Genomic DNA, 25,395 nt, shown 5'->3' with positions numbered 1-25,395 from the left:
GTCGGTCAGTTCTGGTCGTAGACGGTGGTGGCTATGTCGCGGTCAGACAAGGTGGCGATGACGAGCGGTTCGATCCGCTCCCAGCGGCCACCAGCCAGGCCGCACCCGATGCGCGGCATGTGGACGCTGGCGGACAGCCGCGTGGCGTGCTCGGCGACGGCGTTCAGGCAGCGCTCGACGGCCTCGTAGCGGATCGGCGGCCCGCCGCTGCCGGTGCGGATGCCGCGTTGGGCGACCATGTTGGCCACCCAGGTGTCGGACCGGACCTGAATCAACTGGGTGGCGCCGAGGCCGAAGTCGTTGCCGGAGCGCTCACGGTGCCACTGCCGAAAGGCGTGTTCCGGTTCCGGCCACCGACGGGAGACGGCCAGTACGAAGCCCTTGCCCCACCCACCGAGGTCGTTGCACACATGGGCGATGATCTTCGGTCCCCTGGCCTGAGGACTGGTCGCATCGCCTCTGATGATCCGCAGTGGTACCACGCGGTGATGCTCCCATCGGCGCGATCCGCCGTCGACCCTGTTTTGTGCCCACCTACGCCGCTGACCGTGGCTGGGCCACCCGCGCCGTGCCCAGATCGTGGCTTGACAAGCAGCCGGGTCCGGAGTGGACGATGCGGCGTGAGAATTCTTGTCGTGGGCGGAAGTGGTCTGATCGGCGCTCATGTCGTGGAGGTGCTGCGGGAGCGAGGCCATGCGGTCACCACGTTGGCGCGCACCGCCCGTCCGGGCATTGATCACTTGCTCGATGTCGAGTCTGCCTCGGTCGACGAACTGCGACCATTGCTCGCCGGCCACGACGGCGTGGTGTACGCGACCCGCACCGACGAGCAGCGACCGCTACGCAAGCCGATCTATCCGGCTTTCCGCCGGGACAACGTCGAACCCGTGGTCCGCCTCTTCACCGCCGCCCGCCACGAAGGTCTCACCCGTGGGGTCATCATGGGCTCGTACTACACCTATCACGATCGGCTGCATCCGCAGTGGCGCCTCGCGGCCCGCCACACGTACATCCGATGCAGGGTGGAGCAGGCCCGGGAGGGACGAGCGGCCGCCGGCCCGGATCTACCGGTAGCGGTGCTCGAGTTGCCCTTCATCTTCGGCCGGGCCGGCGACCGGCTTCCCAACTGGGCCGGCCCGCTGGACCGTTGGGCAAGGTCTCGTTCACCCCTGGTCGTCCCCGCCGGCGGGACTGCCGCGGCCTCGGCCCGCAGCGTGGCCGATGTCGCGGTCGAGGCGCTCGAGCACGCCCGTGCCGAGGACATTCCGGTCGCCGACGAAAACCTCACCTGGCACGACATGATCGCGCGCATCGCCGAGGCGGTCGGCCGACCGCGCCGGGTCCGTCGCCTGCCTGCCGCCGCCGTACGGGCCGCCCTACGAAGCGGCGGCGTGCTGCAGTCCCTCGGCGGCAAGGAGTCGGGGGTCAACCCCACCTACCTCGCCGACCTGCTGCTCGCCGAACTGTTCATCGAGCCGACGACCGGCCGGTCACTCGGCCCGGCACTTCGTGAAACCTTCGCCGATACGCCATCGGCCGATTAGCCCCGATCGCGCGGCCGTCGACGGTGTGGTCAAGGTGCGGTGGCCGTTGCCGGTGGCCGCAGCACGCAGAACTCGTTGCCGTCGGGATCGGCGAGCACGTGCCACGCCCAGCCGTCTTCCTCGACGGGGCTCTCCGTGACGCACCGCGCCCCCAGGGACAGCATCCTGGCCACCTCCGCCTCCAGGTCGGGCACGCGCAGGTCCAGATGCATCCTGTTCTTCTGCGTCTTCGGTTCGGGAACCCGCTGCAACAGCAGTTCGACGCCTTCCCCGTCCGGGGGCAGCAACCGCCGGTAACGCCCGGACGAGAGCGGCTCGGCGACGTACCCGAGTGCGTCGGACCAGAACGCCCCCGAGCGGGCCAGATCGGCACAGTCCAGGACCACCGCCAGGACGACCACTTCCCGCCCACCGGAACGAGCCTGCCCACCAGTCATGGCACCAGGCTATGCGACGACGCGTCGCCGGATCGGTGCTGCGTAAAGTACGGATCGTGCGAACGACGGCCGGCGAGCCGACAGACGACGTTGACGCCGTTCGCCCCACCGACCCGGGGCCCGGCTACCGGGCGCTCGCCAGGAACTCGGCGATCGCGGCCGGTGCGGTCGTCGCCAACGGGCTGCTGAGCGCGGTGATCCTGGCGCTGTGCGCGTCGTTCGGCCAGACGGGCGAGATCGCGGCGTACACGGTGGTCACGTCGGCGCTGGCCTTCGTGCTGATCGTCGTCAGCGGGGGATCGGCGCTGCTCTACCTCAACGGCACCGAGGAGCAGCGTACGCTCGTGCGGAGCCAGTGGACGCTGGTGGTCGTACCCGGACTGCTGCTCGGCGTGCTGGTCGTCGGCGCGTTCTACGCCCACCGGGGGTACGACGCGACCGCGTTGGCGGCGGCGGGCGTGGTGGCGCTCGGCAACGGCCTGGCCCAGTTGCAGACCGCCGACTTCAGCCGCCGGATGCGGTTCCTCGCCAGCGCCGTACTGATGTGCGGCAGCAAGGCGGCGTCGCTGGTCATGGTCCTGCTCGGGGCGCCGCTGACCGTCGCACTCGCCGCCGCCGGGCTGACGCAGCTCGTGGTCGGCGAAGTCGTCCTCGGCGGCGACGGCTCGCTGCGGCGCGAGCGGTTCCGGGAGCTCTCGCTCCGGCGCGCCCTGGCCGGATACCGCTCCAGTCGGCATCTGTTCGGCTTCGCCCTCGGCGACCTGTACGTGGCGCGGTTCGCCACGCTGGTGCTGTCGCTGGTCGCGACACCGGCGGTCATGGGCAGCTTCGGGGCCCTCATCACCGCCTACCAGGCCATCGGCGGTGTCGTGCAGTCGGCGCTGCAGGTGCCCATGGTGGCGCGGGCGCGCCGCCGGTTGGGCTTCGAGTACTCGGCACACCCGGCCCACTTCTCGGTGGTGGTCGCGCTGCTCTGCGCGGTCCCCATGGCGGCGGCCGTCGCCTGGCTCGCACCCTGGCTCACCGGCACGATGCTCTCCCTGCCGCACCGGGAGGCTGCCGGTTGGCTGACGCTGTTCATGCTGGCGCTGCCGTTCATGGCGGTCAGCCGGGCGCTGATGTTCAACTGGATCGGAGACGGCCATTACGGGCGGGCGACGAGGGCCATGGCGGTGCTCGCGGCGCTGCTGACCGTCGCCGTCACGCTCGGCGTACCCCGGTTCGGCCCGCTCGGCGCGGCCGCCGCGACCGCGGCGGCCGAGGTGTCCGCGCTCGTCGTGATCCTGCTGTTCGCGCGCCGCCTCGCGGGACTCGCGCCCGCCGGCCGGCGGGCTACCTCACTCCGGGCGAGGTCCGGTCGTCAGCCGAGGTAGGCGTCGAGTGCGGCGGCACCGGTGAGCATGGCGCGGCTGCGGGCCGAGAGGCGGGCATGCCAGTCGCCCAGCATCGACTCGAGGGGTGCCACACCTCCGGCGGAGCGGACCTGGACGATCAGCGGGGCGATCTGCTCCAGCAGGTAGCCGCCGCGTCTGAGCTGGTGGACCAGTTGGGCGTCGCGTACGTCGGCGGCGCTGTAGACCCGGTAGCCCGTGAGCGGGTCGCGGCGCGGTTGGACCAAGCCGGCGCGTTCCCATTTGCGCAGGGTGGCGGGGCGGATGCCCAGCCTTCCCGCCAGCGGGCCCACGAACGTGTCGCCGCGTTCCTGCGGTACGGGACTGAGGTCGTGAAGCGCGGCTTCGACGGCCTGGAGGGTGCGGCGGTCGTCGAGAATCTGGGCGTGGCTCTCGTCGATGAGCCGGAGCGCGTCCGCTGTCGCGCCCCGGTTGATCGCCTGCATGATCAACGTGGCCGTCTGGTGGCCGTGTCCGGGTACGAGGGCGAGGAACGCGCGTAGCGCTTGCGCGTGCCTCGGCGTGTAGGTGCGGTAGCCATGCGGAGTGCGCTCGGCCTCCGGAAGGATCCCGGCCGCCTCGTAGTTCCTGACCGCCTGCGTGGACAGACCGTGCGCACGCGCCAGGTCAACCGGTCTGAGCCGCCCAGCGTCTTGAAGGTTTCGCCGCACTGTCCTGCCAATGTCCCGGATAAGTTTCAACGCTTGGTCCAACGATACCGTTGACAGTGTGATGGGCGGCAACCGCCGGGGTTCGGCACGTGCCCAACCCCGGCGGCACCGGAGAGCGGACCGGTCAGCGGGCGGGTGGGCTGGAGTGGACGGTCGGATCTCCCTGGACGATCCAGACCTCGGGACGATCGATCGGGAGGAACGAGCGGTCGCCGCCCGGCTCCCGGGTGGCCGGCACGCTGTCACCGTTGGGCAGGTGCATGATGAAGTTGACCGGGCGGGTGTCGTCGACGAGCGGGATGTCGTACTCCGCCCAACCACCCTCGGTCCGGGTCACCGGCAACGGCCGGTCCCAGCCGATCGTGGCCAGGGTCGCCGGGTCTACCGCGTCACCCCAGAGGTGCAGACCCCACTGGCCGTAGTCGGCGGCGGGTCGCAGGTAATGCAGGGTGGCGGTGGTGATCGGTGGCCCCGCCGCCCGGACCCTTCGGGTGGCGCTGGTGACCCGGGTTCCGTTCGGCTCGGTGAGGATCGCCCGGTACTCGACGACCGTGTCGGCGGGCAGGTCCAACGGGGTGAGGTCGTCGAAGACGGTGTAGACCGGGGACGAGGCGTCGGTGCCGACCCGCCGCCAGGCGCCGCCGTCGATGCGCCGTTCGACCTCGACGACGTGCGTCGCCCGCTCCGGGTCCGCGGTGGCCCGCACCTCGACCCGCCCCCGTACGCCGCTTCCCTCGGTCGGCGCGGCGATGGTCAGGGTCGGTGCCGGCACCACGGCGGTACGGACCCGGCTCTGCGCGCTGTGCCGGTTGTTGTCCCCGACCACCGCCCGGTACTGCACCGGGGTGCCCGGAGCCAGCCCGGACACGTCGTGGAAGACCCGGTACGGCGCGCTGTCGTCGGTGCCGATCGACTCCCACCGACCGTTGCCGGTCCGGGCGTAGAAGGTGACCTCGTGGAACGCCGATCCGGCCACGTCGGCGCCGACCCGGATCCGTCCCGCTGTCTCGGCGGCGGGCACCGACGTCGCGAGCGAGATCGCCGGGGCGGCCTTGGAGCGGGGGAGTCGTCCGGTCGACTGGTAGACCACGGTGCTCAGCGGCGGCACGGTCAGGCTCAGCTTCCGGTCGCCGCCGGTGCGTACCCGGTCGGGACCGTCGCCGTACAGGTTGGTGAAGGTGTGCCCGGCCAGGTAGGTCGGGATGGCGGCGGTCCGTGGCTGTTCGCTGTTGTTGGTCGCGACCACGTACTCGCGCTGCTCGGTGCGGTCGAGCCGGGAGTGGGCGTAGATGCCCGGACCGTCGGTGGCGTAACGGTGCTGCTGGGCCCCGTCGCGCAGGGCCGGATGTGCCCGGGTGAGCCCGGCGAGCGCCCGGATCGACTGGTAGAGCGGGTGGGTGGGGACGAAGTTGTCCTGCCCGTGGGTGGCGTCGGTGCCGATCAGGTCGTCGTCGAGGTACGCCGGGACCTGACTGGCGAACATCGTCTGCCGGGCGGCCTGGTCGCCGCCGGGACCGGTGAAGCCCTGCTCGTCCCCGTAGTAGATGACCGGGTTGCCACGGGACAGGTACATCAGCTCGTGCGCGAGCCGGTCGCGGGCCACCAGTTCGGTGTCGTCGGCGCCCGGGTTGTCGGCGGCGACGAAGCCGCCGATCCGACCCATGTCGTGGTTACCGAGGAAGGTCGGCAGCTGGTAGACGTTCGAGTCCCGATCGGTGTACCAGTCGTCGTCGGCGAAGAACGAGGCGAGCTGGCTGGCCGGCTGGCCGCGTGAGGCGAAGTTGCGCGCCGCCTCCTGGAACGGGAAGTCCAGCACGGCCTGCATGGTGTCGCGGGTGGTGAACTGCGAGGTGAACGCGCGGGTGGTGTCGAAGACCTCGCCGAACATGAAGAACTCGGACTTGCCCTGGCGGTGGGCGTAGCGCAGCACCTCCGGGCCGAACCGCTGCCAGAACTCGTCGTTGACGTGCTTCATGGTGTCGATCCGGAAGCCGTCGATGCCGAAGTCGCCGATCCACCGCTGGTAGATGTCGATCATGCCGTCGACCACCCGGGGATCCTCGGTGAAGAGATCGTCCAGGCCGAAGAAGTCGCCGTAGTAGGAGTCCTCGCCGGTGAAGGTGGTGTCGCCCCGGTTGTGGTAGAGCGTCACGTCGTTGAGCCAGGCCGGCACCTTCAGGTTCCGCTCGTCCGGGTCCAGCACCGGCGTGTACGGGAACGACCCGGTGGCACTCAGCGACGGGAAGCTGTTCCGCCCCGCGTGGTCCCGGTCGTCGAACGGCGCCCCGGCGGCGGTCCGGTACGGCACCGCGTCCTTCCCGGTGTACGCCATCCGGGCGCCCTGCTGGTAGCCGATCACGTCGGCGGTGTGGTTGGTGATGATGTCGAAGTAGACCTTCATGCCCCGGGCGTGTGCGGCGTCGACCAGTGCCCGCAGGTCCGCGTTGCTGCCCAGGTGCGGGTCGATCTGGGTGAAGTCCGTGATCCAGTAGCCGTGGTAGCCGGCGGAGGGGCCGTCCTCGAGCTGCACCGCCTTGTTCTTGAAGCTGGGGGTGAGCCAGATCGAGGTGGTGCCCAGCTCCCGGATGTAGTCGATCCGGTCGCGTAGGCCCAAGAGGTCGCCGCCGTTGTAGAAACCGGTCCGGGTCGGGTCGAAGCCGGAGACGAGCGGGTCGTCGCCGAGACCACCGCGGTCGTTGCCGGGGTCGCCGTTGGCGAACCGGTCGGCCATGACGAAGTAGAAGTTCTCGTCCGTGACCGGGGCGCGCAGCGAGTGCAGCGCCTTCGCGTCGTCGTGCCCGGATCCCTTCGGCTCGGCGCTGGCCGGGGCGGCGGGCAGGGCCACGGCCAGCATCACGGACAAGAGCGCGGCGGTACTTCGGCGAATCGACATGTTCGGCTCCTCCGGGGCGGGTGGTGGTGTTCCGCCCCGTACAGGTTGCCGGAAGCCATCGATGGAAGCCAGGCGTACGGCACCCGGCGCGTCAGTCGCCGCCGTCCCTGCCGGTGCTGGTCGAGCGGGCCGGGACCGGTCCGGTGGACTCGCGGATGACCAGCCGGCAGGGCTGGCGCAGGACGCCTGCGGGACGCTCGCCGCCGAGCGTCACCTGCCCGAGTCTGAGTACCAGCCGGCCGCAGGTGGTGCTGCAGAACGGCGCGGGTACGCGGCCCCGATCCACCGGCCGCCACCCGCGTTCCGGGTTTCCGCATTCCAGGACCGACAGCGGGGCGAAATGCGAAACTTGTCGGCAAGTGGAGGTTCGCATGGTCAGTAAGCAGCAGGTCCTGCGCCTGGTCGACCAGGGCCACGGTTACCCCGAAATCGGCCGGATGCTCGGCGTTCCGGCCGGACAGGCGTACCTCGTCGGGACCGGTATCCCCGCCGACGGTGGCGACACCGTCACGGGTCGGCAGCGGGAGCGACCGGGCCTGCTCCCCTCCCGATCACAACGACTGGTCAACCCGCGCGAGGCCAATCCGACCCACTCCGAGCGGGTACACGAGTGGATGCGTGACAGAGCCAGACGTGACCACCCGACGCGGTAGCGCCCCTTCGGCGAACCGACCAACGGAGTGCGGAAGAGGAGGCGGGTACCGGTGCGTCAACCAATCTCCATCGGATCGTGGCCGGTCTGGCGTCAGCTGACCGCGGCCGACCCGTTCGGCCGGGCCGCCGCCGTACGGTCGTCACACAGCGCGTCCCTGGAAGCCCGGACCGCCACCGCCGACCGCGTGGTCAAGTCGATCTGCCCGTACTGCGCGGTCGGCTGCGCCCAGAACGTGTACGTCCGCGACGAGCGGGTGGTGCAGATCGAGGGCGACCCGGACTCGCCGGTGAGCCGGGGCCGGCTCTGCCCCAAGGGCGCGGCGACACTCCAGTTGACCACCGACTCGGGGCGGCTCGAGAAGGTCCTCTACCGCCCTCCGCACGCGCGGGAGTGGCGCGAACTCGACCTGGACACCGCCATGGACATGATCGCCGACCGGGTGATCCGGACCCGGCGGGACACCTGGGAGTGGGAGTACGACGGCCTCCAGGTGAACCGCACCATGGGCATCGCCAGCCTGGGCGGCGCCACCCTGGACAACGAGGAGAACTACCTGATCAAGAAGCTCTTCACCGGGCTCGGTGTGGTGCAGGTGGAGAACCAGGCCCGGGTCTGCCACAGCTCCACCGTGATCGGCCTCGGCACCTCGTTCGGACGAGGCGGAGCGACCACCTTCATGCAGGACCTCCAGCACTCCGACTGCATCATCATCGAGGGGTCGAACTTCGCCGAGGCACACCCGGTCGGCTTCCAGTGGGTGATGGAGGCGAAGGCGCGCGGCGCCACCGTGATCCACGTCGACCCCCGGTTCACCCGTACCAGCGCCCTGGCGGACCTGCACGTGCCGATCCGGGCCGGAGCGGACATCGCCTTCCTCGGCGGGATCATCAACAAGGTCCTGACCGAGGAGAAGGACTTCCGCGAGTACGTGCTCGCGTACACGAACGCCTCGACCATCGTCGGCGAGCAGTTCCGCGACACCGAGGACCTGGACGGCCTCTTCTCCGGCTTCGACGCCGACGTCCACCAGTACGACGAGACGAGCTGGCAGTACGAGGGCACCCAGGTGGCCACCTCCTCCGGTGACCGCGACGTGGCGTACGAGCGTCGGCTCGCCGCCCGCCGGCAGGTCAACCCCGCCGGACGGGGGGAGAAGTTCGGCTCCGGCACCGCGGCCCTGGACGGCGACCCCCGACAGGACCCGACGCTGCGGGACCCGCGCTGCGTCTACCAGATCCTCAAACGGCACTTCTCCCGCTACACCCCGGAGATGGTCGAGCGGGTGACCGGAATCCCGCAGGACGTGTTCGACCAGGTCTGCCGGCACCTGATCGAGGCGAGCGGGCCCGAACGGACCAGCGCGTTCGTCTACGCGGTGGGCTGGACCCAGCACACCGACGGGTCGCAGTTCATCCGGGCGGCGAGCATCCTGCAACTGCTGCTCGGCAACATCGGGCGGCCCGGCGGCGGGATCCAGGCGCTGCGGGGTCACGCCAGCATCCAGGGCTCGACCGACATCCCGACCCTGTTCAACCTGCTGCCCGGCTACATTCCGATGCCGCACGCCCACCGCCAGGGCGACTTCGACGACTTCATCGACGGCGACGCGGCGCGCAAGGGGTTCTGGTCGAACCTGCGCGCGTACATGGCGAGCATGCTCAAGGCCTGGTGGGGTCCGGTAGCCCAGCCGGAGAACGGCTTCTGCTTCGACTACCTGCCCCGGATCACCGGCAGCCACTCCGCCTACGACACCACGCTCGAACAGCTCAAGGGGACCTGCAAGGGCTACTTCCTGCTCGGCGAGAACCCCGCGGTCGGCTCGGCGAACGCCCGGATGCAACGGCTCGGCATGGCGAAGCTCGACTGGCTCGTGGTCCGGGACTTCAGCCTGATCGAGAGCGCCACCTGGTGGAAGGACGGCCCGGAGATCGAGTCGGGCGAACTGTCGACCGAGCAGATCGGCACCGAGGTCTTCTTCATGCCGGCCGCCGCACACACCGAGAAGTCCGGCAGCTTCACCAACACCAACCGGATGCTCCAGTGGCACCACCAGGCGGTGGAACCGGCCGGCGACCAGCGCAGCGAACTCTGGTTCACGTACCACCTCGGTCGAATCATCCGGGCGAAGCTGGCCGGCTCGACCGATCCGATGGACCGGCCGATCCTCGACCTGACCTGGGACTATCCCACCGAGGGGCGGACCGGCGAGCCGATGGCCGAAGCGGTCCTCGCCGAGATCAACGGCTGGGACGGCGACGGCCGGCCGCTGTCGAACTACAACGAACTGCGCGACGACGGCTCCACCACCTGCGGCGTCTGGATCTACTGCGGCGTCTACGCCGACGGGATCAACCAGTCGGCCCGGCGCAAGCCCGGCCAGGAGCAGAACTGGATCGGAGCCGAATGGTCCTGGGCCTGGCCGGCCAACCGGCGGGTGCTCTACAACCGGGCGTCGGCCCGGCCGGACGGGCAGCCGTGGAGCGAACGGAAACGGCTGGTCTGGTGGGACGAGCAGGCCGGGCGGTGGACCGGGCACGACGTACCCGACTTCGAACCGACCAAGCGGCCGGACTACCAGCCGCCGGAGGGGGCTGAGGGGGTGGCGGCACTGCGCGGCACCGACGCCTTCATCATGCAGGCCGACGGCCTGGGCTGGCTCTACGTGCCCACCGGCGTACTGGACGGGCCGCTGCCGACGCACTACGAGCCGCAGGACTCGCCGGTGCGCAATCCGCTCTACGGTCAGCAGCGCAACCCGGCCCGGCTGCTGCGCCCGCACCCCGAGAACCGGTACCAGCCCAGCGGCTCCGAACCGGGCGCGGAGATCTTCCCGTACGTGGTGACCACCTACCGGCTCACCGAACACTTCACCGCCGGCGCGATGACCCGGAACAACCCGTACCTGGCCGAGCTGCAACCGGAGTTCTTCTGCGAGGTCTCGCCGGAGCTGGCGACCGAGCGGGGGCTGGAACACGCCGGCTGGGCCACCATCGTCACCGCCCGCAACGCGATCGAGGCCCGGGTGCTGGTCACCTCCCGGATGGCCCCGCTGCGGGTCGACGGTCGGGTGATCCACCAGATCGGGCTGCCGTTCCACTGGGGACCGAACGGCTACAGCAGGGGCGACGCAGCGAACGAACTCTCCGCGATCAGTCTGGATCCGAATTCGCACATCCAGGAGGTCAAGGCGTTCAGCGCGGACATCCGGCCGGGCCGCCGACCCCGGGGGTCGTCCCGCCCGGCGATGGTCCGGGACTACCAGCGCCGGGCCGGTATCACCGAACGCACCGGCACGGAGGTGTGAGGCCATGACGTTCGACCTACGCGAGGCGGCGGGTACGGGAACCGACCCGGCAACCGCCGGCGGCTACCGGGACCACCCCGAACGGGTCGGCTTCTTCACCGACACCAGCGTCTGCATCGGCTGCAAGGCCTGCGAGGTGGCGTGCAAGGAGTGGAACGCCGTACCGGAGGACGGCCTGCTCTTCACCGGCATGTCGTACGACAACAGCGTCGGCCTCGGCGCCGACACCTGGCGGCACGTCGCCTTCATCGAGCAGCCGCGACAGCTCGGCCGGCAGGAGACCTACCTGGCCCCGACCGAGCTACCAGGCGACCTCAAGCAGGCGGCGGCCGGCCGGACCCCGGTCTCGCTCGGCATGCCGGCGTCCGCCCCGCCGGACGGCGCAGTCGGTGCCGTGCGGGAGATGGACTTCCGCTGGCTGATGTCCTCCGACGTGTGCAAGCACTGCACCCACGCGGCCTGCCTGGACGTCTGCCCGACCGGCTCGCTGTTCCGCACCGAGTTCGGCACGGTCGTGGTGCAGGAGGACATCTGCAACGGCTGTGGTTACTGCGTACCCGCCTGCCCGTTCGGTGTGATCGACAAGCGCCCCTCGGACGGCCGGGTCTGGAAGTGCACCATGTGCTACGACCGGTTGTCGGTGGGCCAGGAACCGGCGTGCGCCAAGAGCTGCCCCACCGACTCGATCCAGTTCGGCGAACTCGAGGAGCTACGGGAGCGGGCGGGGCGGCGGGTGCTGGCGTTGCAGGCGGCCGGGGTCGGCAGCGCCCGACTCTACGGCGCCGACCCCGACGACGGGGTCGGCGGCGCCGGCGCGTTCTTCCTGCTCCTCGACGAACCCGAGGTCTACGGTCTGCCGCCGGACCCGGTCGTCACCACCCGCGACCTGCCCGCCATGTGGCGCCGGGTCGGGGTGGCCGCCGCGGGCCTGCTGATCGGCCTGATCGCGGTCGCGATGCCGGTCGGCGGACGCCGGACGGGAGGGCACCGATGAGCCGCACGGGAACCGCGACGGGCGGCGCACTGACCGACGTACGGCTGGACGACGCACCGGACCTGCCGGCGGAGCGGGATGCGGTGGTCGGCTCGGCCGGGCGTAAGAACCGCCGCCAGCGCGGCGAACGGCTGATGGTGCCGAAGGCCGACTTCCGCTCCTACTACGGGCTACCGGTGCTCAACCAGCCGACCTGGGAAGCGCCCGACATCGGCGGCTACCTCTTCCTCGGCGGGTTGGCCGGCGCCTCCTCCACCCTCGCGGCGGCGGCGGAGTTCACCGGCCGCCCGAAACTCGCCCGTGCGCTCAAGGCCGGCGCCGCCACCGCCATCACCGGATCGCTCTACAACCTGGTGCACGACCTGGGTCGGCCGGAACGGTTCATCAACATGCTCCGGGTGGTCAAGGTGACCTCGCCGATGAGCATCGGCTCCTGGCTGCTCGCCGGTTACGCCCCGATGGCGATCGTGGCGGCCGGCACCGAGGTCACCGGGCGCTTCACCATGGTCGGCCGGCTCGCCACGGTCGGCGCCGCGCTGCTCGGACCCGGCATCGCCTCGTACACCGCGGCTTTGATCTCGAACACCGCCGTGCCCGCCTGGCACGAGGGGCACCGGGAGATGCCGCTGCTCTTCGTCGGCTCCGCCGCCGCGTCCGCCGGCGGCCTCGGCCTGCTCGTCACCCCGTGCGCCGAGGCGGGTCCGGCGCGTCGGGCCGCCCTGCTCGGCGCGGTCACCGAACTGGCCATGACCCGCCGCCTGGAGCAGCGGCTCGGTCCACTCGCCGAACCGATGCAACAGGACACCGGTGGGGCGTTGATCCGCGCCGGCAAGGCGTTCACCGCGACCGCCGTACTGACCCTGGCCCTGGCCGGCCGGAACCGGAAGGCGACCGTGCTGGCGGGCGCGGCGCTGCTCGCCGGTTCCCTCTGCACCCGGCTCGGCATCTTCCACGCCGGCCTCGCCTCGGCGAAAGATCCGAAGTACACCGTCGGGCCGCAGCGGGAACGGCTCGACGCACGTGGCACCCGCGCGGTGGTCCCGACATGAACACCGTACGCAGCTACCTGCCGCTCGCCGGGATGGTCGCCGCCACCTGCGTGGCGGCCTTCCTAGCCGCCCGGGGCCGCGCCGCCCTCACCGACACTCCCTCCCGGGCCACCGCCCAGGCACGGCGGCTCGCCCCCTGGGGCCACCGGGCGGCGTAACGGAGTCGCGCCCCAGCCGGAGAATGGAAATCGGCGTGGTGCGGGGGAACGGTGCCGGTAGGCTCGCCTACCCATGGAGACAGGCGCGGGACTCGAGCTGCTCACCATCCCGGCGGGGTGGGTAACGCTCTCGGACCGGCGCACCCAGCGTAGTTGGCCGGTGGAGCTCGCGCCGTACCAGCTCGCCACCGTTCCGGTCACCCAGGCGTTGTACGCGGACGTCACTGGCGAGCGGCCGGGCGCCACGCACGGCGACCGGTTGCCGGTCGAAGGCGTCTCCTGGTGGGAGGCGGTCCGGTTCTGCAACGCCCTGTCCCGCCGGCACGGGCTGGACCCCGCGTACCGCCTCGACGTCGAGGGCGAGGAGGCGGAGTGGGACGCCGCCGCCGACGGGTACCGGCTGCCGACCGAGGCCGAGTGGGAGTACGCGTGGCGCGCCGGTACGGCCGGCCCACGGTACGGGCAGCTCGACGACATCGCCTGGTACCGGGGCAACTCGCAGGAGCGGATCCACGACGTGGGCGGGAAGCGGCCCAACCCCTGGGGCCTGTACGACATGCTCGGCAACACCTGGGACTGGTGCTGGGACATCTACGACGCCGAGGTCTACGGCACCTACCGGGTGCTTCGGGGCGGCGGCTGGTTCGACGAGCACTGGAGCTGCCGGGCCTCGGTCCGGCGCCGCAGCCATCCCACCTTCCAGGTTGACGACCTCGGGTTCCGCCTCGCCCGCAACGCTCCACGCTGAACGGCTGCCGGTCCCTCGGGTGGCCCGCCGCCCCATGACTGCTCGCGTGGCCCGCCGCCTCCGGCGCCTTGCGTGATCCGGCAAGGGGCCGACCGGGGCATGGTGTCCCGCCCGCTCCGGGCCCGACACTGATAACCGTCGTTGCGGTGGCGGGGAGAATTCGAACGGCGGTGGCGGTATGACGGCGGAGCGGATCGACCCGTCCCGGGTGGCGCACCCGGCGCGACGGCCGGAACTGGACGCGATCCGTGCCCTGGTCGTGGTCGGGCTCGTCTTCTTCCACTCGGCCCTGGTCTTCGACAGCCGGGACGACTTCTACGTCAAGAACGCCGAGACCACCGACGTCACGATGATCTTCGCGAGTCTCGGTGTGGTCTGGGCGATGCCGATGCTCTTCCTCATCGCCGGCCTTGGCTCGTGGCACTCACTACGCCGCCGGGGGCCGGCCGGGTTCGCCCGGGAACGCGTACGCCGGCTCGGGATCCCCCTGCTCTTCGCCACCCTCACCATCGTGCCGGTACCACAGTGGCTGCGCCTACGCGCCGACCCCGACTACCACGAGTCGTACCTGCGTTTCCTGCCGCGTTTCTTCGACGTACGTCTCGCGCCCGCCGACTTCCCGTTCGTGCTCCAGGGCGAACACTTCGAGACCGGTCACCTCTGGTTCGTGGTACTGCTGCTCGCCTTCTCGCTGCTCCTGGCGCCGGTGGCCGGCTGGCTGCCGGCCCGGTGGGGAAGCCGGTCACGCGACCGGGCCGGCGAGGCGGTACGCCACCGTGGCCTGGTGCTGCTGCCCGGCGTGGCGGTCGCCGCCGTCAGCGCCGTACTCGGGCTCGAGGAGGGCTTCGCCGCCTGGCACCGCTGGGCGTACCTGCTCTTCTTCCTGCTCGGATTCGCACTCGCCGCCGACGGGCGGTTCCGGACGGCGATGCGCCGCGACGCCACGCTCGCCGCCGTACTCGGCCTGCTGCTGTTCGCCGTCGGCCTGCCCGGATTCCTGGTCGCGGGGGAGAGCGGTGACCCGTTCACCGACCACACCCCGCTCGCGATCGGCGCCCGCGCCCTCTACGGCGCGACCGGTTGGTGCTGGCTGGTCGCGATCCTGGGACTGCTCGACCGGCGCCCGCGACGTACCGCCGGCACCGTCGACCGGGACGCACCGGTCCGGCGCCTGTACGCCTACCTCTCCGCCGCCGTGCTGCCGCTCTACGTCCTGCACCAGCCGATCGTGGTGGCCGTCGCGTACGGCGTGGTCCGTTGGCGGGCCCCGATCCTGGTCGAGTACGCCGCCATCGTCGCCGCCTCGCTCGTCCTGACCGTTGCCGCGTACGACCTGCTGGTACGGCGTACCCGGGTGACCCGGTTCCTGTTCGGCATGCGCGACCAGGACGCTCCCCGCGACGGTTCGGAACCGCCGCGATCTTGAGTCGGGGCCGCGTCGGACGCTACATTCTCCCGAGTGATCACCGCTGTCGATGCGATCGCGGTCGCTGTCCGTACCTACGCCGCCGGATGATCCCGGCCTGACCGGAGGTCTTCAATGGACACCAGCGCAGCGTCATCTTCCGACTCTTCCGCCGCCGCCGCCCCCACCGGCACCACCCCCTCCGAACACACCTCGTCCGGCTCCTTCTTGTCCCGCCGCCGGGCACTGGCCATCGGCCTCGGTGGTGCCGCCGGGCTGGCCGTCGCCTCGCCGGCCTGGGCGGTCACCGACCAGCGGCCCGGATCCACCCGTCCACCGTCCCTGCACCCGGGCGACCGGCTGGTGGCGAGCCGGGTCTCGGCCTGGCGGGCACTGGGGCACCTGCGGGTCCTCTCCGAGCGGATCGGCCCACGAATCGGCGGTACCGCATCGGAACGCACCGCAGCCGACTACCTGGCCGACGTGCTGGACGATCTCGGTTACCGTACGTCGCTGCAGCCGTTCGCGGTCGCCGACAAGTTCCTCGCCCAGCTCAGTTCCCGTCCGGGACTGCCGAACGACCTGAACTGGCAGGTCGGCGCCTCACCGCACGCCGCCCTCGACACCCGGGTCAGCGGCCGGGTGGTGGACGTCAAGGCCGGTACGCCCGCCGACTACCCGGAGGACGTCACCGGCAAGGTGGTGCTCGTCGACTACGTCGCCGCCCAGCGGGAGGCGCTCGTCGCCACCGCCGTGGCGAAGGGTGCCGCGGCCGTCGTCTTCCTCCCGGCGGATCTGGTGGAGCCGAGGCGTGCCTCGGCCTTCGCGCCCACCCTGCCCGGCTCGGCGACGTCACCGGTGCCGATTCCGGTGGTCGGGGTGGCCCAGGCACAGAAGCACCGGCTCCGGGAACGTCTCGCCGCCCGCCCCTTCACCCTGACCGTCAGCACCTCGGCGCACCGGGGACTCACCTCGCACAACGTGCTCGCCGAGCGGTCTCCGCGCCGGCACGGCAGCACCAGCCCGGTGGTGATGGTCAGCGCCCACTACGACACCGTGATCGGAGCCCCGGGCGCCAACGACGACGGCTCCGGCACCGTACTCTGCCTGGAACTCGCCCGGGTGCTGCGCTCCCTGCCGACGGACGCCACCATCCGGTTCGGACTCTGGGGTTCCGAGGAGCAGGGGCTGATCGGCTCCCGGTACCACGTGGCCCAGTTGCCGCAGGCCGAACGGGACCGGATCGTCGCCGTCTACCAGAACGACATGGTGGCGACCAGTTGGGATCCGGCCACCCGATACTGGCTGCTCTCCTTCGACGGCCTCGCCAACCGGGCGACGAACGAGGTGGCCGCCGCCGCCACCCGGCTCGGCTACGACCCGCGCATCTCACCGGTCACCCTGCGCGGCTCCAGCGACCACCAGTCGTTCCAGGAGGTCGGCATCGCCAGCGCCAACTTCTCCTGGCGCGGTGAGGAGTCGCCGGCACTGCTCGAACCGCCGTACCACAGCCCCGAGGACACCATCGAGAAGAACGTCAGCGTCGAACGTCTCCAGGTCTCGTTGGAACTGATCGGCTGCGCCGCGTACGCCACCGCCCGCAACCCCTGATCCGCCGCTCCTTCGTCGGCGTTGCCCGATCGTCGGCTGCTCAGGCACACATGTCATGGATGCGTCGTGTGCCTGAGCAGCCGCATTGTTTTCTCCCGAGGGAGGTCGGGGTCGGCACGCCACATCGATCCGTAACGTACTGAGCCCTATCCATGGCTGGGTTTCGGCGCCTATCGTCTGATCAACCGCTCAGGTGATCAATGGGCGGACCTGGGTGTGAAGACGGTTGCCGATCTCGTCGGGCCGGCGCCCGAGTCCCAAGGAGACAGAGTTGACGATCCCCTCGTTATCAGTCGCTGCCCGTGGTCGGGCCGCGCCCCGACCACGACTCGCCACGTTGGTGGTGGCGAGTCTCGCCGCCGCCCTGCTGCCGGTGCTGGTCACCGCCGCCCCCGCCGTGGCGGCCCCGGAGAAGCCCACCACCGCGTGGGCCAGGATCGACGGTGACCTGGCCGCCGCCCGGTCGAGCCGCCCGGTCGACATCCAGGCCACCCGGTTCGCCGCGTACACCTTGGACCGGGCGATGATCGAGTCCGAGCTGGCGCGCGCGCCGCAGGAGCGGACGGCGGCCACCTCCCGGGTGCGGCCGCTGGTGCTGTCGCTGCCCACCCCCGAGGGCGTCCTGCAACAGTTCGAGCTGGTCGACTCGCCGGTGCTGGAGTCCGGGCTCGCCGCGAGGCACCCGGAGATCCGGACGTACGCGGGCCGGGGGCTGGACGACAAGACCGCCACCGTACGCGGCGACCTCACCCCGCTCGGCTTCCACGCCTCGGTCCGGTCGACGCGCGGCGTCTGGTTCGTCGATCCGTACTACCACCGGGACCAGAGCGTCTACGCCAGCTACTACGGGCGCGACCTGGCCGACCCGGAGGAGCCGCCGGCCGAGCTGGAGGATGTCGAGTCGGCGGCCGAGGCGGTGACCGGGCAGGTCGAGCCGACCGTGGCCGGACCGCCCGTGACGCTGCGGACCTACCGGCTGGCCCTGGTCACCGACCCGTCGTACGCCACCTTCTTCGGCCCGGAGAACGTCACCGCGGCCAAGGCCACGCTGGTCAACCGGGTGACCCAGGTCTACGAGGACGAGACCGCGATCCGGCTGGTACTGGTCAACGAGACCGACCGGACCAACCTCAACACCACGGCCATGGCCACCGAACCGAACGGCCCCTGCGGTGCGGCGGCCTGTTTCACCCCGGCCCAGATCACCTCCTGCGGCAGCGGCACGCTGAGCCGTAACCAGATCGTGCTCGGCCAGCTCGTCGGCGCCGGCAACTACGACGTCGGGCACATCGGCCTCGGTGTCAACGGCGGCGGCGTCGCGGGCCTCGGTGTGGTCGGTGGCGCGAGCAAGGCCCGGGGCTGCACCGGACTGCCGACCCCGGTCGGCGACTTCTACGCGGTCGACTACGTGGCGCACGAGATCGGCCACCAGTTCGCCGGCAACCACACCTTCAACGGCACCCAGTACAACTGCTCCGGCGGCAACCGCAGCGCCGCGAACTCGTACGAGCCGGGCAGCGGGTCGTCGATCATGGCGTACGCCGGCATCTGCCAGCAGGACAACCTGCAACCGCACAGCGACCCGTACTGGTCGCAGCGGAGCTACACCGAGATCACCACGTTCGTCGGCTCGGCCCGTCCGGCGATCAACGAGGTGCAGACCGCCGCGCTGCGCGGCTTCGACACCGACGGTGACTCGTTCACGATCAGCTACGGTGGCCGCGAGTCGGCGCCGATCGTACGGGGCACCAGCTACACCACCGCCGGCCTCAAGGCCGCGATCGAGGCGATCCCGGACTGGCCGGCCGGTGCCACGGTGAGTGTCGCGGCGTTCGGCGGCAGCGCAACGCTGGACGACACCGGATTCCAGGTGACCTTCAACGCCGGCCCGCTCGCGGCGGTCAACGTCGGCCCGCTCACCATCACCGCCGCGACCGGCGCCTCCGGCACGGTCGGCGAGACGGTCAAGGGCGGCGCGGTGGACAACGGCGGCTGGCTGGTCGAGCAGACCACGAACCGGGCACCGGTGGTCAGCGTGCCGACCTCGTACACCATTCCGGCGCGTACCCCGTTCGCGCTGACCGGCGGCGCCACCGACGCGGACGGCGACACGCTCACGTACCTGTGGGAGCAGAACGACCGGGGCGGTGCCGCCGGCACCGCGCTGGTCAGCAACACCAAGACCAACGGTCCGCTCTTCCGTCAGTTCGGCACTGCCGCCGTGGTGAGCCCGGAGGACACCCTGGAGTACCACTCGCCAGGGTTGAACGCGGTGACCACGGACCCGACCCGGGTCTTCCCGGACCCGGCCCAGATCGCCTCCGGCAACACCAACGCCAGGACCGGCGCCTGCCCGGACGCGCCGCCCGCGCCGCCGACCGGTGGTGCGACCAACGTGCCCGCGCACATTGTCGACTGCTTCTCGGAGTTCCTCCCCACCGCCGACTGGGTCGGCTTCGACAACAGTCGCACCATGCACTTCCGGCTCACCGCCCGGGACGGGCACCCGGGCGCCGGTGGCATCGGCAGCGCGGACACCGCCCTGACCGTAGCCCCGACCGCCGGACCGTTCCTGGTCACCTCCCAGCCTGAGAAGGGCGCCGTGGCCGCCGGGTCGACCCAGGCCGTGACCTGGGACGTGGCCGGCACGGACGCCGCACCGATCGGCGTCTCCGAGGTGAAGATCTCGCTCTCCACCGACAACGGCGCCACGTTCCCGTACGTGCTGGCCGAGCGGACCGCCAACGACGGCAACGAGACGGTGACCCTGCCGAACGTCGGCACCAGCACGGGGAAGATCAAGGTCGAGGCGGTCGGCAACGTCTTCTTCGACCTGAACGACGGCACCATCATCATCCGGGTCGCTCCGCAGGTCACCAACGACGCACCGGGGGGCGTCGCGACGGTGCAGTGGACCGACCACATCTCGCCGCAGGTCACCGTGTTGGCGACCGACCCGGACAGCAGCGGTGACGCGCTGTCGGCGACCGCGACCGGACTGCCCGCCGGGCTGTTCCTCGGGCTGAAGGATCCGTCCGAGCCCGGCGTCCGCCCCGGCACCAGGCGCTGGCTGATCGTCGGGAACACCACCGCGGCGTTCGGCGACTACCCGGTGACCGTGACGGTCAGTGACGAGACCGGTGGCACCGCGACCACGAGCTTCCTCATTCGTGTGGTCGCCGAGGACGCCGAGGTGACGTACACCGGGGACACCCTGGCGTACGGCCGCAGCGGTGGCGGCGTGACCGCGCGGCTGCGCGCGACCGTTCGGGACAGCTGGGCCGCCGGTGACCCGGTCGATTCCCGGCCCGGTGACATCCGTACGGCGACGGTGACCTTCTCCGCTGGTGGCCGGACGCTCTGTACCGGCGCGATCGGGCTGCTCGTCACCGCCGACACGACCACGGCATCGGCGAGCTGTGACGCCGCTCTGCCGCTCGGCACGCACCAGGTCACGGTGACCGTCGGCGGCAACTACACCGGCACCGCCTCGGCCCGGGTCGAGATCGTCCGGCCGGAGAACCGGGCGGTGATCGGCGCCGGCACGCTCACACCGAACCGTTCCGCTGGCGCCTACCCGGTTGACGCCGGGTCGAGGGCGGAGTTCACGCTGCTGGTGGCCCAGGCCCGGATCGGCGCACCGACCGGGCTCGCCACTGTCGGGTTCGCCTCCGGCGGCCGGCGGTACGAGATCCGTGGCACCGACATCGCCTCCTTCGGTGCCCGTACCGGTGGCGGCGCGGACGTGCTGGAGTGGCGCGGCAGGGCCGGTCTGTACGACGTCACCGACGCCCGACGTCCTGTTGCCGTCGGCACCGGCCTGACCCTGCGGCTCACCGCGACCGACCGTGGGCTGCTCAGCTCGAAGGACAGTCTCGGGGTCACCCTGCTCGACGGTGAGCGGCTGCTCCTCTCCTCGGACTGGCCCGGTACCCACACCACGGAGACGAACCTCTCCACCGGCAGCCTCCTGATCCTGTAACCCCCCTCCCTCCACCTCCCGTACTCGGTCTAGGGCATATCGCTACTAGTGGATCTCCGTCCACCGCGATATGCCCTAGCGCGAGGAAGGGGGCTGGCGGGATTTTGAGGGGGAGTGGCATGGGTGCCACTGGTGGGGGGTTTGGTGGGCGGCGACGATCATCGGTATGACGAACCTGCTCCCCGACACGTCGAACGTTCTGCGTGTCCCGACCGCGTCGGCGGCCGAGGCGGTCGCCCACTTCGCCGCCCGGCTCGCCTTCGAAACCGACGTCAGCGACGTCCACGCCGACCTGGAAACCGGCGTGGACGGCCTGGTGGTGGTGGACTCCCGCGACGACCGGGCCTGGCGGCAGGGGCACCTGCCCGGCGCCGTCCACCTGCCCCGGGCCGACATCGCGCGACGGGCGGCGGAACTGGTCCCGGTCGGCGCCTCGGTTGTCACCTACTGCTGGGGCCCGGGCTGCAACGGAGCCACCCGGGCCGCGCTGGAGTTCGCCCGGCTGGGTTACCCGGTCAAGGAGATGATCGGCGGCTACGAGTACTGGGTCCGTGAGGGTTTCCCGGTACGGACCCCGAGCGGTCTCGTCCGTCGGCCGGTCGACGACCTCACCGCGCCCGGAACCGGCACCACCTGCGGCTGCTGAGCGCGCAGGGCCCCGGCGGTCTCAATCCGACGAGGACCGGCCGACCGTCGGCACCACGGCCGACACGGCCGCGAGCAGCTCACCGATCTGCTCGGTCCAGTGCGACGCGATCACCAGGTCCCGTGCCGGATCGACCCAGAGCAGGTGCCGGCCGCCGTTGCCGCGGGCACACCGGCCGGTCAACGGGGCGGCGGGTTGGACCCGGCCGCGTTCGTTGAGCCACCAGAGGTAGCCGTAGTCGGGATTGTGCTCACCCGGCTGCCAGCAGCGGTCGACCCACTCCTCGCTCAGCACCCGCCGCCCCGCCCACCGTCCACGGTTCAGGTGAAGCGCGCCGAGCAGCGCCAGATCCTCGGCCGAGATCCAGATCCCGCCGCCCCAGTGGGCGCCGCCGCTGACCACCGGCACGGTCCTCCCGTCGACCCGCACCGCCGCGTCCCGGTAGCCGTGCCAGGACCAGGTGCCGGAGGCGCCGAGCGGTCCGAGCACCTCCTCGCCCAGGACTGTCGGCAGCGGTCTGCCGAACAACAGGGTGAGAGCCAGGCAGAGCAGGTTCACCCGTACGTCGTTGTAGGCCCAGCCGGAGCCCGGCGGCCCACCCTCGGGCTCGTTTCCCTCCCGCCGGCTCTGCGCGTCCACCCGGGTGGGCTTGCCCCACAGCTCGCCGTGCCACTGGCTGGTCTGCCGCAGCAGATGGTGCCAGGTGATGTCGCGCGCCGCGGCGGTGCCGAAGACGGGATGATCGACCGTCGCCGCGACCGGTGTGTCGACGTCGAGCAGCCCCCGGTCGAACGCGATCCCGGCGACCGTGGCCACGACACTCTTGGTTCCGCTGAAGAGCATTTCCGGTACGGTCGGATCGCCCCACCGGGCGACGACCGAACCCTGGTGCAGCACCACACCACTGGCCCCGGATCCCGGCAGCAGTGGGCCGGTGACCTCCCGGTGCGAGGTGTCCCCGTTCTGTGCCGCCAGGTACCGGCCGATGTCGTCGATGCCGGGCGTCGTCTGTCCGCTGTGTCGCGCCACCGCATCACGGATCGCGGCGAGTGGTGCCTGCCGGGGCCCCGAGGCGTCGGCGTACGGGGTGAGGGGGCGGGCGGCGTCGCTCATGTGGTCGACGCTATCGACCCACGGTCGCCGGACACAGTGCTGTCGGTCTCACTCCGGCATCGGTAGCCTGGCGTAGGTCAACGGGATCGCGTCCAGGACATCGGGCGGGAAGTCGCGGAACGGGGTCGCGACGACGCCCTGGTCGGCGCCCCGCCGGTTCCGGGTCCAGGTGCCGAGGACCCGGCCGTCGGCGATCACCGTCGGCCGGAACATGCCGTTGTTGCCGGGGACGATGCGGTCCGCGAACTCGGCCGGGAGCACCGCCGAGCGATCCTGGTAGCCGAGGATGAACTCGTCGAATCCCGGTAGCAGGAACACTCCGCCGGCGCGGGCCCGGTCGGTGTCGAGCAGTTCCGGGGTGAGCGGGTCCATCAGGTACTCGACACCGTCGACCTCGATCCGGGCGAGCGTCGGCCGGGCCAGCGCCAGACCGACCCGTACGTCCGCCGCCACCAGGTTCGCCCAGCGGGTGAAGTCCCTGGTCGTGGCGGGGCCGTGGCCGCGGAAGTAACGCGCGGCCAGTTCGCCGAGGGCCTCCTCCCGGTCCGGTCGGCGGGGTTGTGGGATCCACTCGTCGACGAGCACGATCTGCTGCTCGCCGTCGGCCATCGGTCCGAAACAGAGCGTCCCGGTCTGCGCCAGGTGCCAGATCAGGTGGTAGCCGCGCTGGGCATCGGTGCCAAGTCCGGCGGTGTTCCAGACGGCGAGCAGTTCGTCGCGGCGCAACCGGTGACCGCCGACGAGCGCCTCCACGGCCAGGTCCCGGGCCCGTACCAGGGTCGCCGGGTCGAGACCGAGTTGGGCCTGACGCCCGGCGGCGCGGGCCAGCGTACGTGACGCCGTCAGCCCGAGGACCCAGGGCAGGTCCTCGGCGACCAGCAGGTGCAGGGTGCCGCGCATCGGCCATGACCTGACGATCTCGCCAGCGTCGAGCGCCGCGTGCACGGCCTGGCGGGTGCCGCCGGCGGAGCGTAGCGCGATGGAGGTGAGCGCCCCGGGAAAGTCCTGTGCCTGGGCGGCGGTCAACCAACGGACGGTGTCGGTCGGGGTGGCCGGCGGCGGGTTCGCGATCCGCTGGGCGACGAGCCGGAGCAGCGCGATCTCGTGTGGCGTCGTCATCGCCCGAGGATGCCAGACCGGTCCGACAGTTCACCGCGCGCAGCGTACGTCGCGCGGGATCGGCCGATCGGGTACAGGAATGCGCTTTCTCGAGGAGTTCGTGGCCCTTACCGAGCCCCGGATACTGGTCGCATCGAGTCGGGTGGATCGGCGGCCGTGCCGCCGGCCCGGGGAGCGGAGACAGACTGTGGTGATCCGCGCGGGCAGTGCCGCACCACCGCCGGCCGAGCCGGCCGCCTCCGCGGTCACCATCGCCGGAGCCGCGACCGAATGGACGGTCGTGGACTTTGTCGGCGAAGGGCAACCGGTCGCACCCCTGACCTGGGGCCAGCGCGCGTTGTGGAACGCCATCGAACGACATGGACCGGGGTACGTGATGATCAGCCTGCGCCGGACCCTGGCGGTACCCCGTCGAGCCGGCCGCGACCCGGACACGGTCTCGCGGGCACTCGCCACGTTGATCGGCCGACACAGCTCGTTGCGTACCCGGATGCCGGTGGTCGACGGTGAACGGTGCCAGGTCGTCGCCGACCGAGGTGGGCTGCCCGTGCTCCTGGTCCGGGCCGACCCGGCCGCGTTAGTCGCGATCGGCGACGACGACGGTGCCGCACTCGCCCGGACGGTCGCCGAACGACTGGCCGACCGGCAGTTCGACCACGCCCACGAGTGGCCGCAGCGGGTCGGGCTGATCCTGGTCGCGGGAGAGGTCCGTCAGATCGCGGTCGTCTTCAGCCACACCACGGTCGACTTCCACGCGATCGAGATCCTGCTCCGGGACCTGCGGCTGCTGTTGCTGCGGGGATCGATCGCCGCACCCGCCGGCCTCCAGTCGGTCGACGTCGCCCGGCGCGAGCAGAACGGGGAGGAGCGCCGTCAGGCCGAACGCGCGGTCGGCCACTGGGTACGCAGTTTCGACCGACTGCCCGTCGACACCCTGCCCCGGCTCGGCCCGGCGTTGACACCCCGGTTCCGCCGGGCGGTGCTGACCTCCACCTCGGCCGACACCGCCATCCGACTGATCGCCGCACGGCACCGGGTGACCAGTTCCACCGTTCTGGTGGCGGCGGCCGCCGTGGTGGCCGCGCACTGGTCCGGCAACGAGGTGGTCGGCGTCCACAGCATGGCGAGCAACCGGTCCCGGGACGGTTACCGCGACGCGGTCGCCAAGCTCAACCAGCTCGGACTGGTCGTGGTGGAGTTGGCCGACCGCCCCGACTTCGCGGACCTGCTGCCGCGGGTCTGGCGGGCCGCGCTCGCCGCCTACCGGCACGCGTACTACGACCCCACCTGGGTCAGGCAGGCGCTGCGGGCCCGTGGGCACCCGTACGCCGAGGGGGTGAGCCCGCATCTCTACCTGAACGACATCCGGCTCTCCACCGACGTCGACCTGTTCGGCCGCGCGACCGAGGAGAGCGAGGTACGGGCGGCGATGGCGGACTCGTCCTGCACCTGGACCCATGGGCTCGACACCTTCACCTGGCGTACCCGGATCGAGGTCATCGACCGGCCCGGCGGGGTCGGGCTGGCGCTCACCGCGGACACCGCCCACCTGCCACCGGACGCGATCGAGCGGTTCCTGCGCGACCTCGAACGGCTTCTGGTCGACGCGGCCTTCGGGAACCTGCCCTGGCCCTGGCGTTAGCCGACGGGAAAGACCGGCAACGGACGGGTGGGC

Annotated in this window: 20 protein-coding genes; 13 read left to right on the top strand and 7 right to left on the bottom strand. The window is 71.3% G+C overall.

The features are described from left to right. Window positions 1-5: 5 nt before the first annotated feature. Complete coding sequence (locus BDK92_RS02435) at window positions 6-410, bottom strand: macro domain-containing protein (RefSeq protein WP_246016747.1); 405 nt, start codon at window positions 408-410, stop codon at window positions 6-8. Window positions 411-635: 225 nt separating this feature from the next. On the opposite strand from BDK92_RS02435, the gene BDK92_RS02430 reads away from it, so the two are divergent. Continuing rightward, window positions 636-1,544, top strand: a complete 909-nt coding sequence (locus BDK92_RS02430; RefSeq protein ID WP_246016745.1) for an NAD-dependent epimerase/dehydratase family protein — start codon at window positions 636-638, stop codon at window positions 1,542-1,544. 29 nt (window positions 1,545-1,573) lie between these two features. Here BDK92_RS02430 and BDK92_RS02425 read toward each other — a convergent pair whose 3' ends face one another. Then, window positions 1,574-1,981, bottom strand: coding sequence for a VOC family protein (locus tag BDK92_RS02425; protein WP_121154175.1), 408 nt, complete (start codon window positions 1,979-1,981; stop codon window positions 1,574-1,576). Window positions 1,982-2,037: 56 nt separating this feature from the next. On the opposite strand from BDK92_RS02425, the gene BDK92_RS02420 reads away from it, so the two are divergent. Continuing rightward, the gene (locus BDK92_RS02420) at window positions 2,038-3,354 is read left to right on the top strand and encodes a lipopolysaccharide biosynthesis protein (protein WP_147456885.1); all 1,317 of its coding nucleotides are present in this window, start codon (window positions 2,038-2,040) and stop codon (window positions 3,352-3,354) included. Here the strand turns inward: BDK92_RS02420 and BDK92_RS02415 are convergent. From BDK92_RS02415 to BDK92_RS02405, 3 genes are all read right to left on the bottom strand, one after another. Continuing rightward, window positions 3,342-4,043 carry a TioE family transcriptional regulator gene (locus BDK92_RS02415; RefSeq protein WP_121154171.1) on the bottom strand — a complete coding sequence of 234 codons (702 nt, stop codon included), beginning with the start codon at window positions 4,041-4,043 and terminating at the stop codon, window positions 3,342-3,344. The genes BDK92_RS02420 and BDK92_RS02415 overlap by 13 nt on opposite strands. A gap of 124 nt (window positions 4,044-4,167) precedes the next feature. Next, complete coding sequence (locus tag BDK92_RS02410; RefSeq protein ID WP_121154169.1) at window positions 4,168-6,936, bottom strand: alpha-amylase family glycosyl hydrolase; 2,769 nt, start codon at window positions 6,934-6,936, stop codon at window positions 4,168-4,170. A gap of 91 nt (window positions 6,937-7,027) precedes the next feature. After that, window positions 7,028-7,222, bottom strand: a complete 195-nt coding sequence (locus tag BDK92_RS02405; RefSeq protein WP_121154168.1) for a hypothetical protein — start codon at window positions 7,220-7,222, stop codon at window positions 7,028-7,030. Between the two features lie 85 nt (window positions 7,223-7,307). Here BDK92_RS02405 and BDK92_RS02400 point away from each other — a divergent pair, with 85 nt between their 5' ends. The 10 genes from BDK92_RS02400 to BDK92_RS02360 all read left to right on the top strand — a co-directional run bounded on the left by BDK92_RS02400 (window position 7,308) and on the right by BDK92_RS02360 (window position 21,488). Continuing rightward, window positions 7,308-7,589: a hypothetical protein gene (locus tag BDK92_RS02400; RefSeq protein ID WP_121161520.1), complete on the top strand. Its 282-nt coding sequence runs from the start codon at window positions 7,308-7,310 to the stop codon at window positions 7,587-7,589. A gap of 51 nt (window positions 7,590-7,640) precedes the next feature. After that, window positions 7,641-10,895: a formate dehydrogenase gene (gene fdh, locus BDK92_RS02395; protein ID WP_121154166.1), complete on the top strand. Its 3,255-nt coding sequence runs from the start codon at window positions 7,641-7,643 to the stop codon at window positions 10,893-10,895. 4 nt (window positions 10,896-10,899) lie between these two features. Further along, complete coding sequence (locus tag BDK92_RS02390; protein WP_121154164.1) at window positions 10,900-11,889, top strand: 4Fe-4S dicluster domain-containing protein; 990 nt, start codon at window positions 10,900-10,902, stop codon at window positions 11,887-11,889. Beyond that, entirely contained in the window at window positions 11,886-12,938 is a 1,053-nt protein-coding gene (gene nrfD / locus BDK92_RS02385; RefSeq protein ID WP_121154162.1) for an NrfD/PsrC family molybdoenzyme membrane anchor subunit, read from the top strand. The genes BDK92_RS02390 and nrfD overlap by 4 nt, the downstream gene beginning before the upstream one ends. Next, window positions 12,935-13,096 carry a hypothetical protein gene (locus BDK92_RS38720; RefSeq protein WP_170208456.1) on the top strand — a complete coding sequence of 54 codons (162 nt, stop codon included), beginning with the start codon at window positions 12,935-12,937 and terminating at the stop codon, window positions 13,094-13,096. Before nrfD ends, BDK92_RS38720 begins: the two co-directional genes overlap by 4 nt. 73 nt (window positions 13,097-13,169) lie before the next feature. Continuing rightward, window positions 13,170-13,844: a formylglycine-generating enzyme family protein gene (locus BDK92_RS02380; RefSeq protein ID WP_121154160.1), complete on the top strand. Its 675-nt coding sequence runs from the start codon at window positions 13,170-13,172 to the stop codon at window positions 13,842-13,844. 178 nt (window positions 13,845-14,022) lie between these two features. After that, on the top strand, window positions 14,023-15,270 hold the full coding sequence (locus BDK92_RS02375) for an acyltransferase family protein (RefSeq protein WP_121154158.1): 1,248 nt from the start codon (window positions 14,023-14,025) through the stop codon (window positions 15,268-15,270). A gap of 114 nt (window positions 15,271-15,384) precedes the next feature. Then, window positions 15,385-16,860: a M28 family peptidase gene (locus BDK92_RS02370; protein WP_121154156.1), complete on the top strand. Its 1,476-nt coding sequence runs from the start codon at window positions 15,385-15,387 to the stop codon at window positions 16,858-16,860. A 271-nt stretch (window positions 16,861-17,131) separates the two neighbouring features. After that, entirely contained in the window at window positions 17,132-20,842 is a 3,711-nt protein-coding gene (locus tag BDK92_RS02365) for a reprolysin-like metallopeptidase (RefSeq protein ID WP_246016743.1), read from the top strand. Between the two features lie 166 nt (window positions 20,843-21,008). After that, window positions 21,009-21,488 (top strand): rhodanese-like domain-containing protein, encoded by a 480-nt coding sequence (locus tag BDK92_RS02360; protein ID WP_121154154.1) that lies wholly within the window; start codon window positions 21,009-21,011, stop codon window positions 21,486-21,488. 21 nt (window positions 21,489-21,509) lie between these two features. Here BDK92_RS02360 and BDK92_RS02355 read toward each other — a convergent pair whose 3' ends face one another. Together BDK92_RS02355 and BDK92_RS02350 are read right to left on the bottom strand one after the other, a co-directional pair. After that, window positions 21,510-22,601: a serine hydrolase domain-containing protein gene (locus BDK92_RS02355; RefSeq protein WP_121154152.1), complete on the bottom strand. Its 1,092-nt coding sequence runs from the start codon at window positions 22,599-22,601 to the stop codon at window positions 21,510-21,512. A 48-nt stretch (window positions 22,602-22,649) separates the two neighbouring features. Beyond that, window positions 22,650-23,720, bottom strand: coding sequence for a winged helix DNA-binding domain-containing protein (locus tag BDK92_RS02350; protein WP_121154150.1), 1,071 nt, complete (start codon window positions 23,718-23,720; stop codon window positions 22,650-22,652). A gap of 187 nt (window positions 23,721-23,907) precedes the next feature. Between BDK92_RS02350 and BDK92_RS02345 the strand changes: the two genes are divergently transcribed. After that, window positions 23,908-25,362, top strand: a complete 1,455-nt coding sequence (locus BDK92_RS02345) for a condensation domain-containing protein (protein ID WP_170208455.1) — start codon at window positions 23,908-23,910, stop codon at window positions 25,360-25,362. Window positions 25,363-25,395 lie beyond the last annotated feature (33 nt).

This window comes from Micromonospora pisi (genome assembly GCF_003633685.1).
Classification (GTDB): domain Bacteria; phylum Actinomycetota; class Actinomycetes; order Mycobacteriales; family Micromonosporaceae; genus Micromonospora_G; species Micromonospora_G pisi.
Note: the sequence above shows the minus strand (reverse complement) of the source record. Positions and strands in the feature narration are given on the sequence as shown.

Coding starts and splice junctions, on each gene's coding strand:
- BDK92_RS02425 (WP_121154175.1), bottom strand. CDS start 1,981: ATGACTGGTGGGCAGGCTCGTTCCGGTGGGCGGGAAGTGGTCGTCCTG.
- BDK92_RS02410 (WP_121154169.1), bottom strand. CDS start 6,936: ATGTCGATTCGCCGAAGTACCGCCGCGCTCTTGTCCGTGATGCTGGCC.
- BDK92_RS02400 (WP_121161520.1), top strand. CDS start 7,308: ATGGTCAGTAAGCAGCAGGTCCTGCGCCTGGTCGACCAGGGCCACGGT.
- BDK92_RS02390 (WP_121154164.1), top strand. CDS start 10,900: ATGACGTTCGACCTACGCGAGGCGGCGGGTACGGGAACCGACCCGGCA.
- nrfD (WP_121154162.1), top strand. CDS start 11,886: ATGAGCCGCACGGGAACCGCGACGGGCGGCGCACTGACCGACGTACGG.
- BDK92_RS38720 (WP_170208456.1), top strand. CDS start 12,935: ATGAACACCGTACGCAGCTACCTGCCGCTCGCCGGGATGGTCGCCGCC.
- BDK92_RS02380 (WP_121154160.1), top strand. CDS start 13,170: ATGGAGACAGGCGCGGGACTCGAGCTGCTCACCATCCCGGCGGGGTGG.
- BDK92_RS02375 (WP_121154158.1), top strand. CDS start 14,023: ATGACGGCGGAGCGGATCGACCCGTCCCGGGTGGCGCACCCGGCGCGA.
- BDK92_RS02370 (WP_121154156.1), top strand. CDS start 15,385: ATGGACACCAGCGCAGCGTCATCTTCCGACTCTTCCGCCGCCGCCGCC.
- BDK92_RS02360 (WP_121154154.1), top strand. CDS start 21,009: ATGACGAACCTGCTCCCCGACACGTCGAACGTTCTGCGTGTCCCGACC.
- BDK92_RS02355 (WP_121154152.1), bottom strand. CDS start 22,601: ATGAGCGACGCCGCCCGCCCCCTCACCCCGTACGCCGACGCCTCGGGG.
- BDK92_RS02350 (WP_121154150.1), bottom strand. CDS start 23,720: ATGACGACGCCACACGAGATCGCGCTGCTCCGGCTCGTCGCCCAGCGG.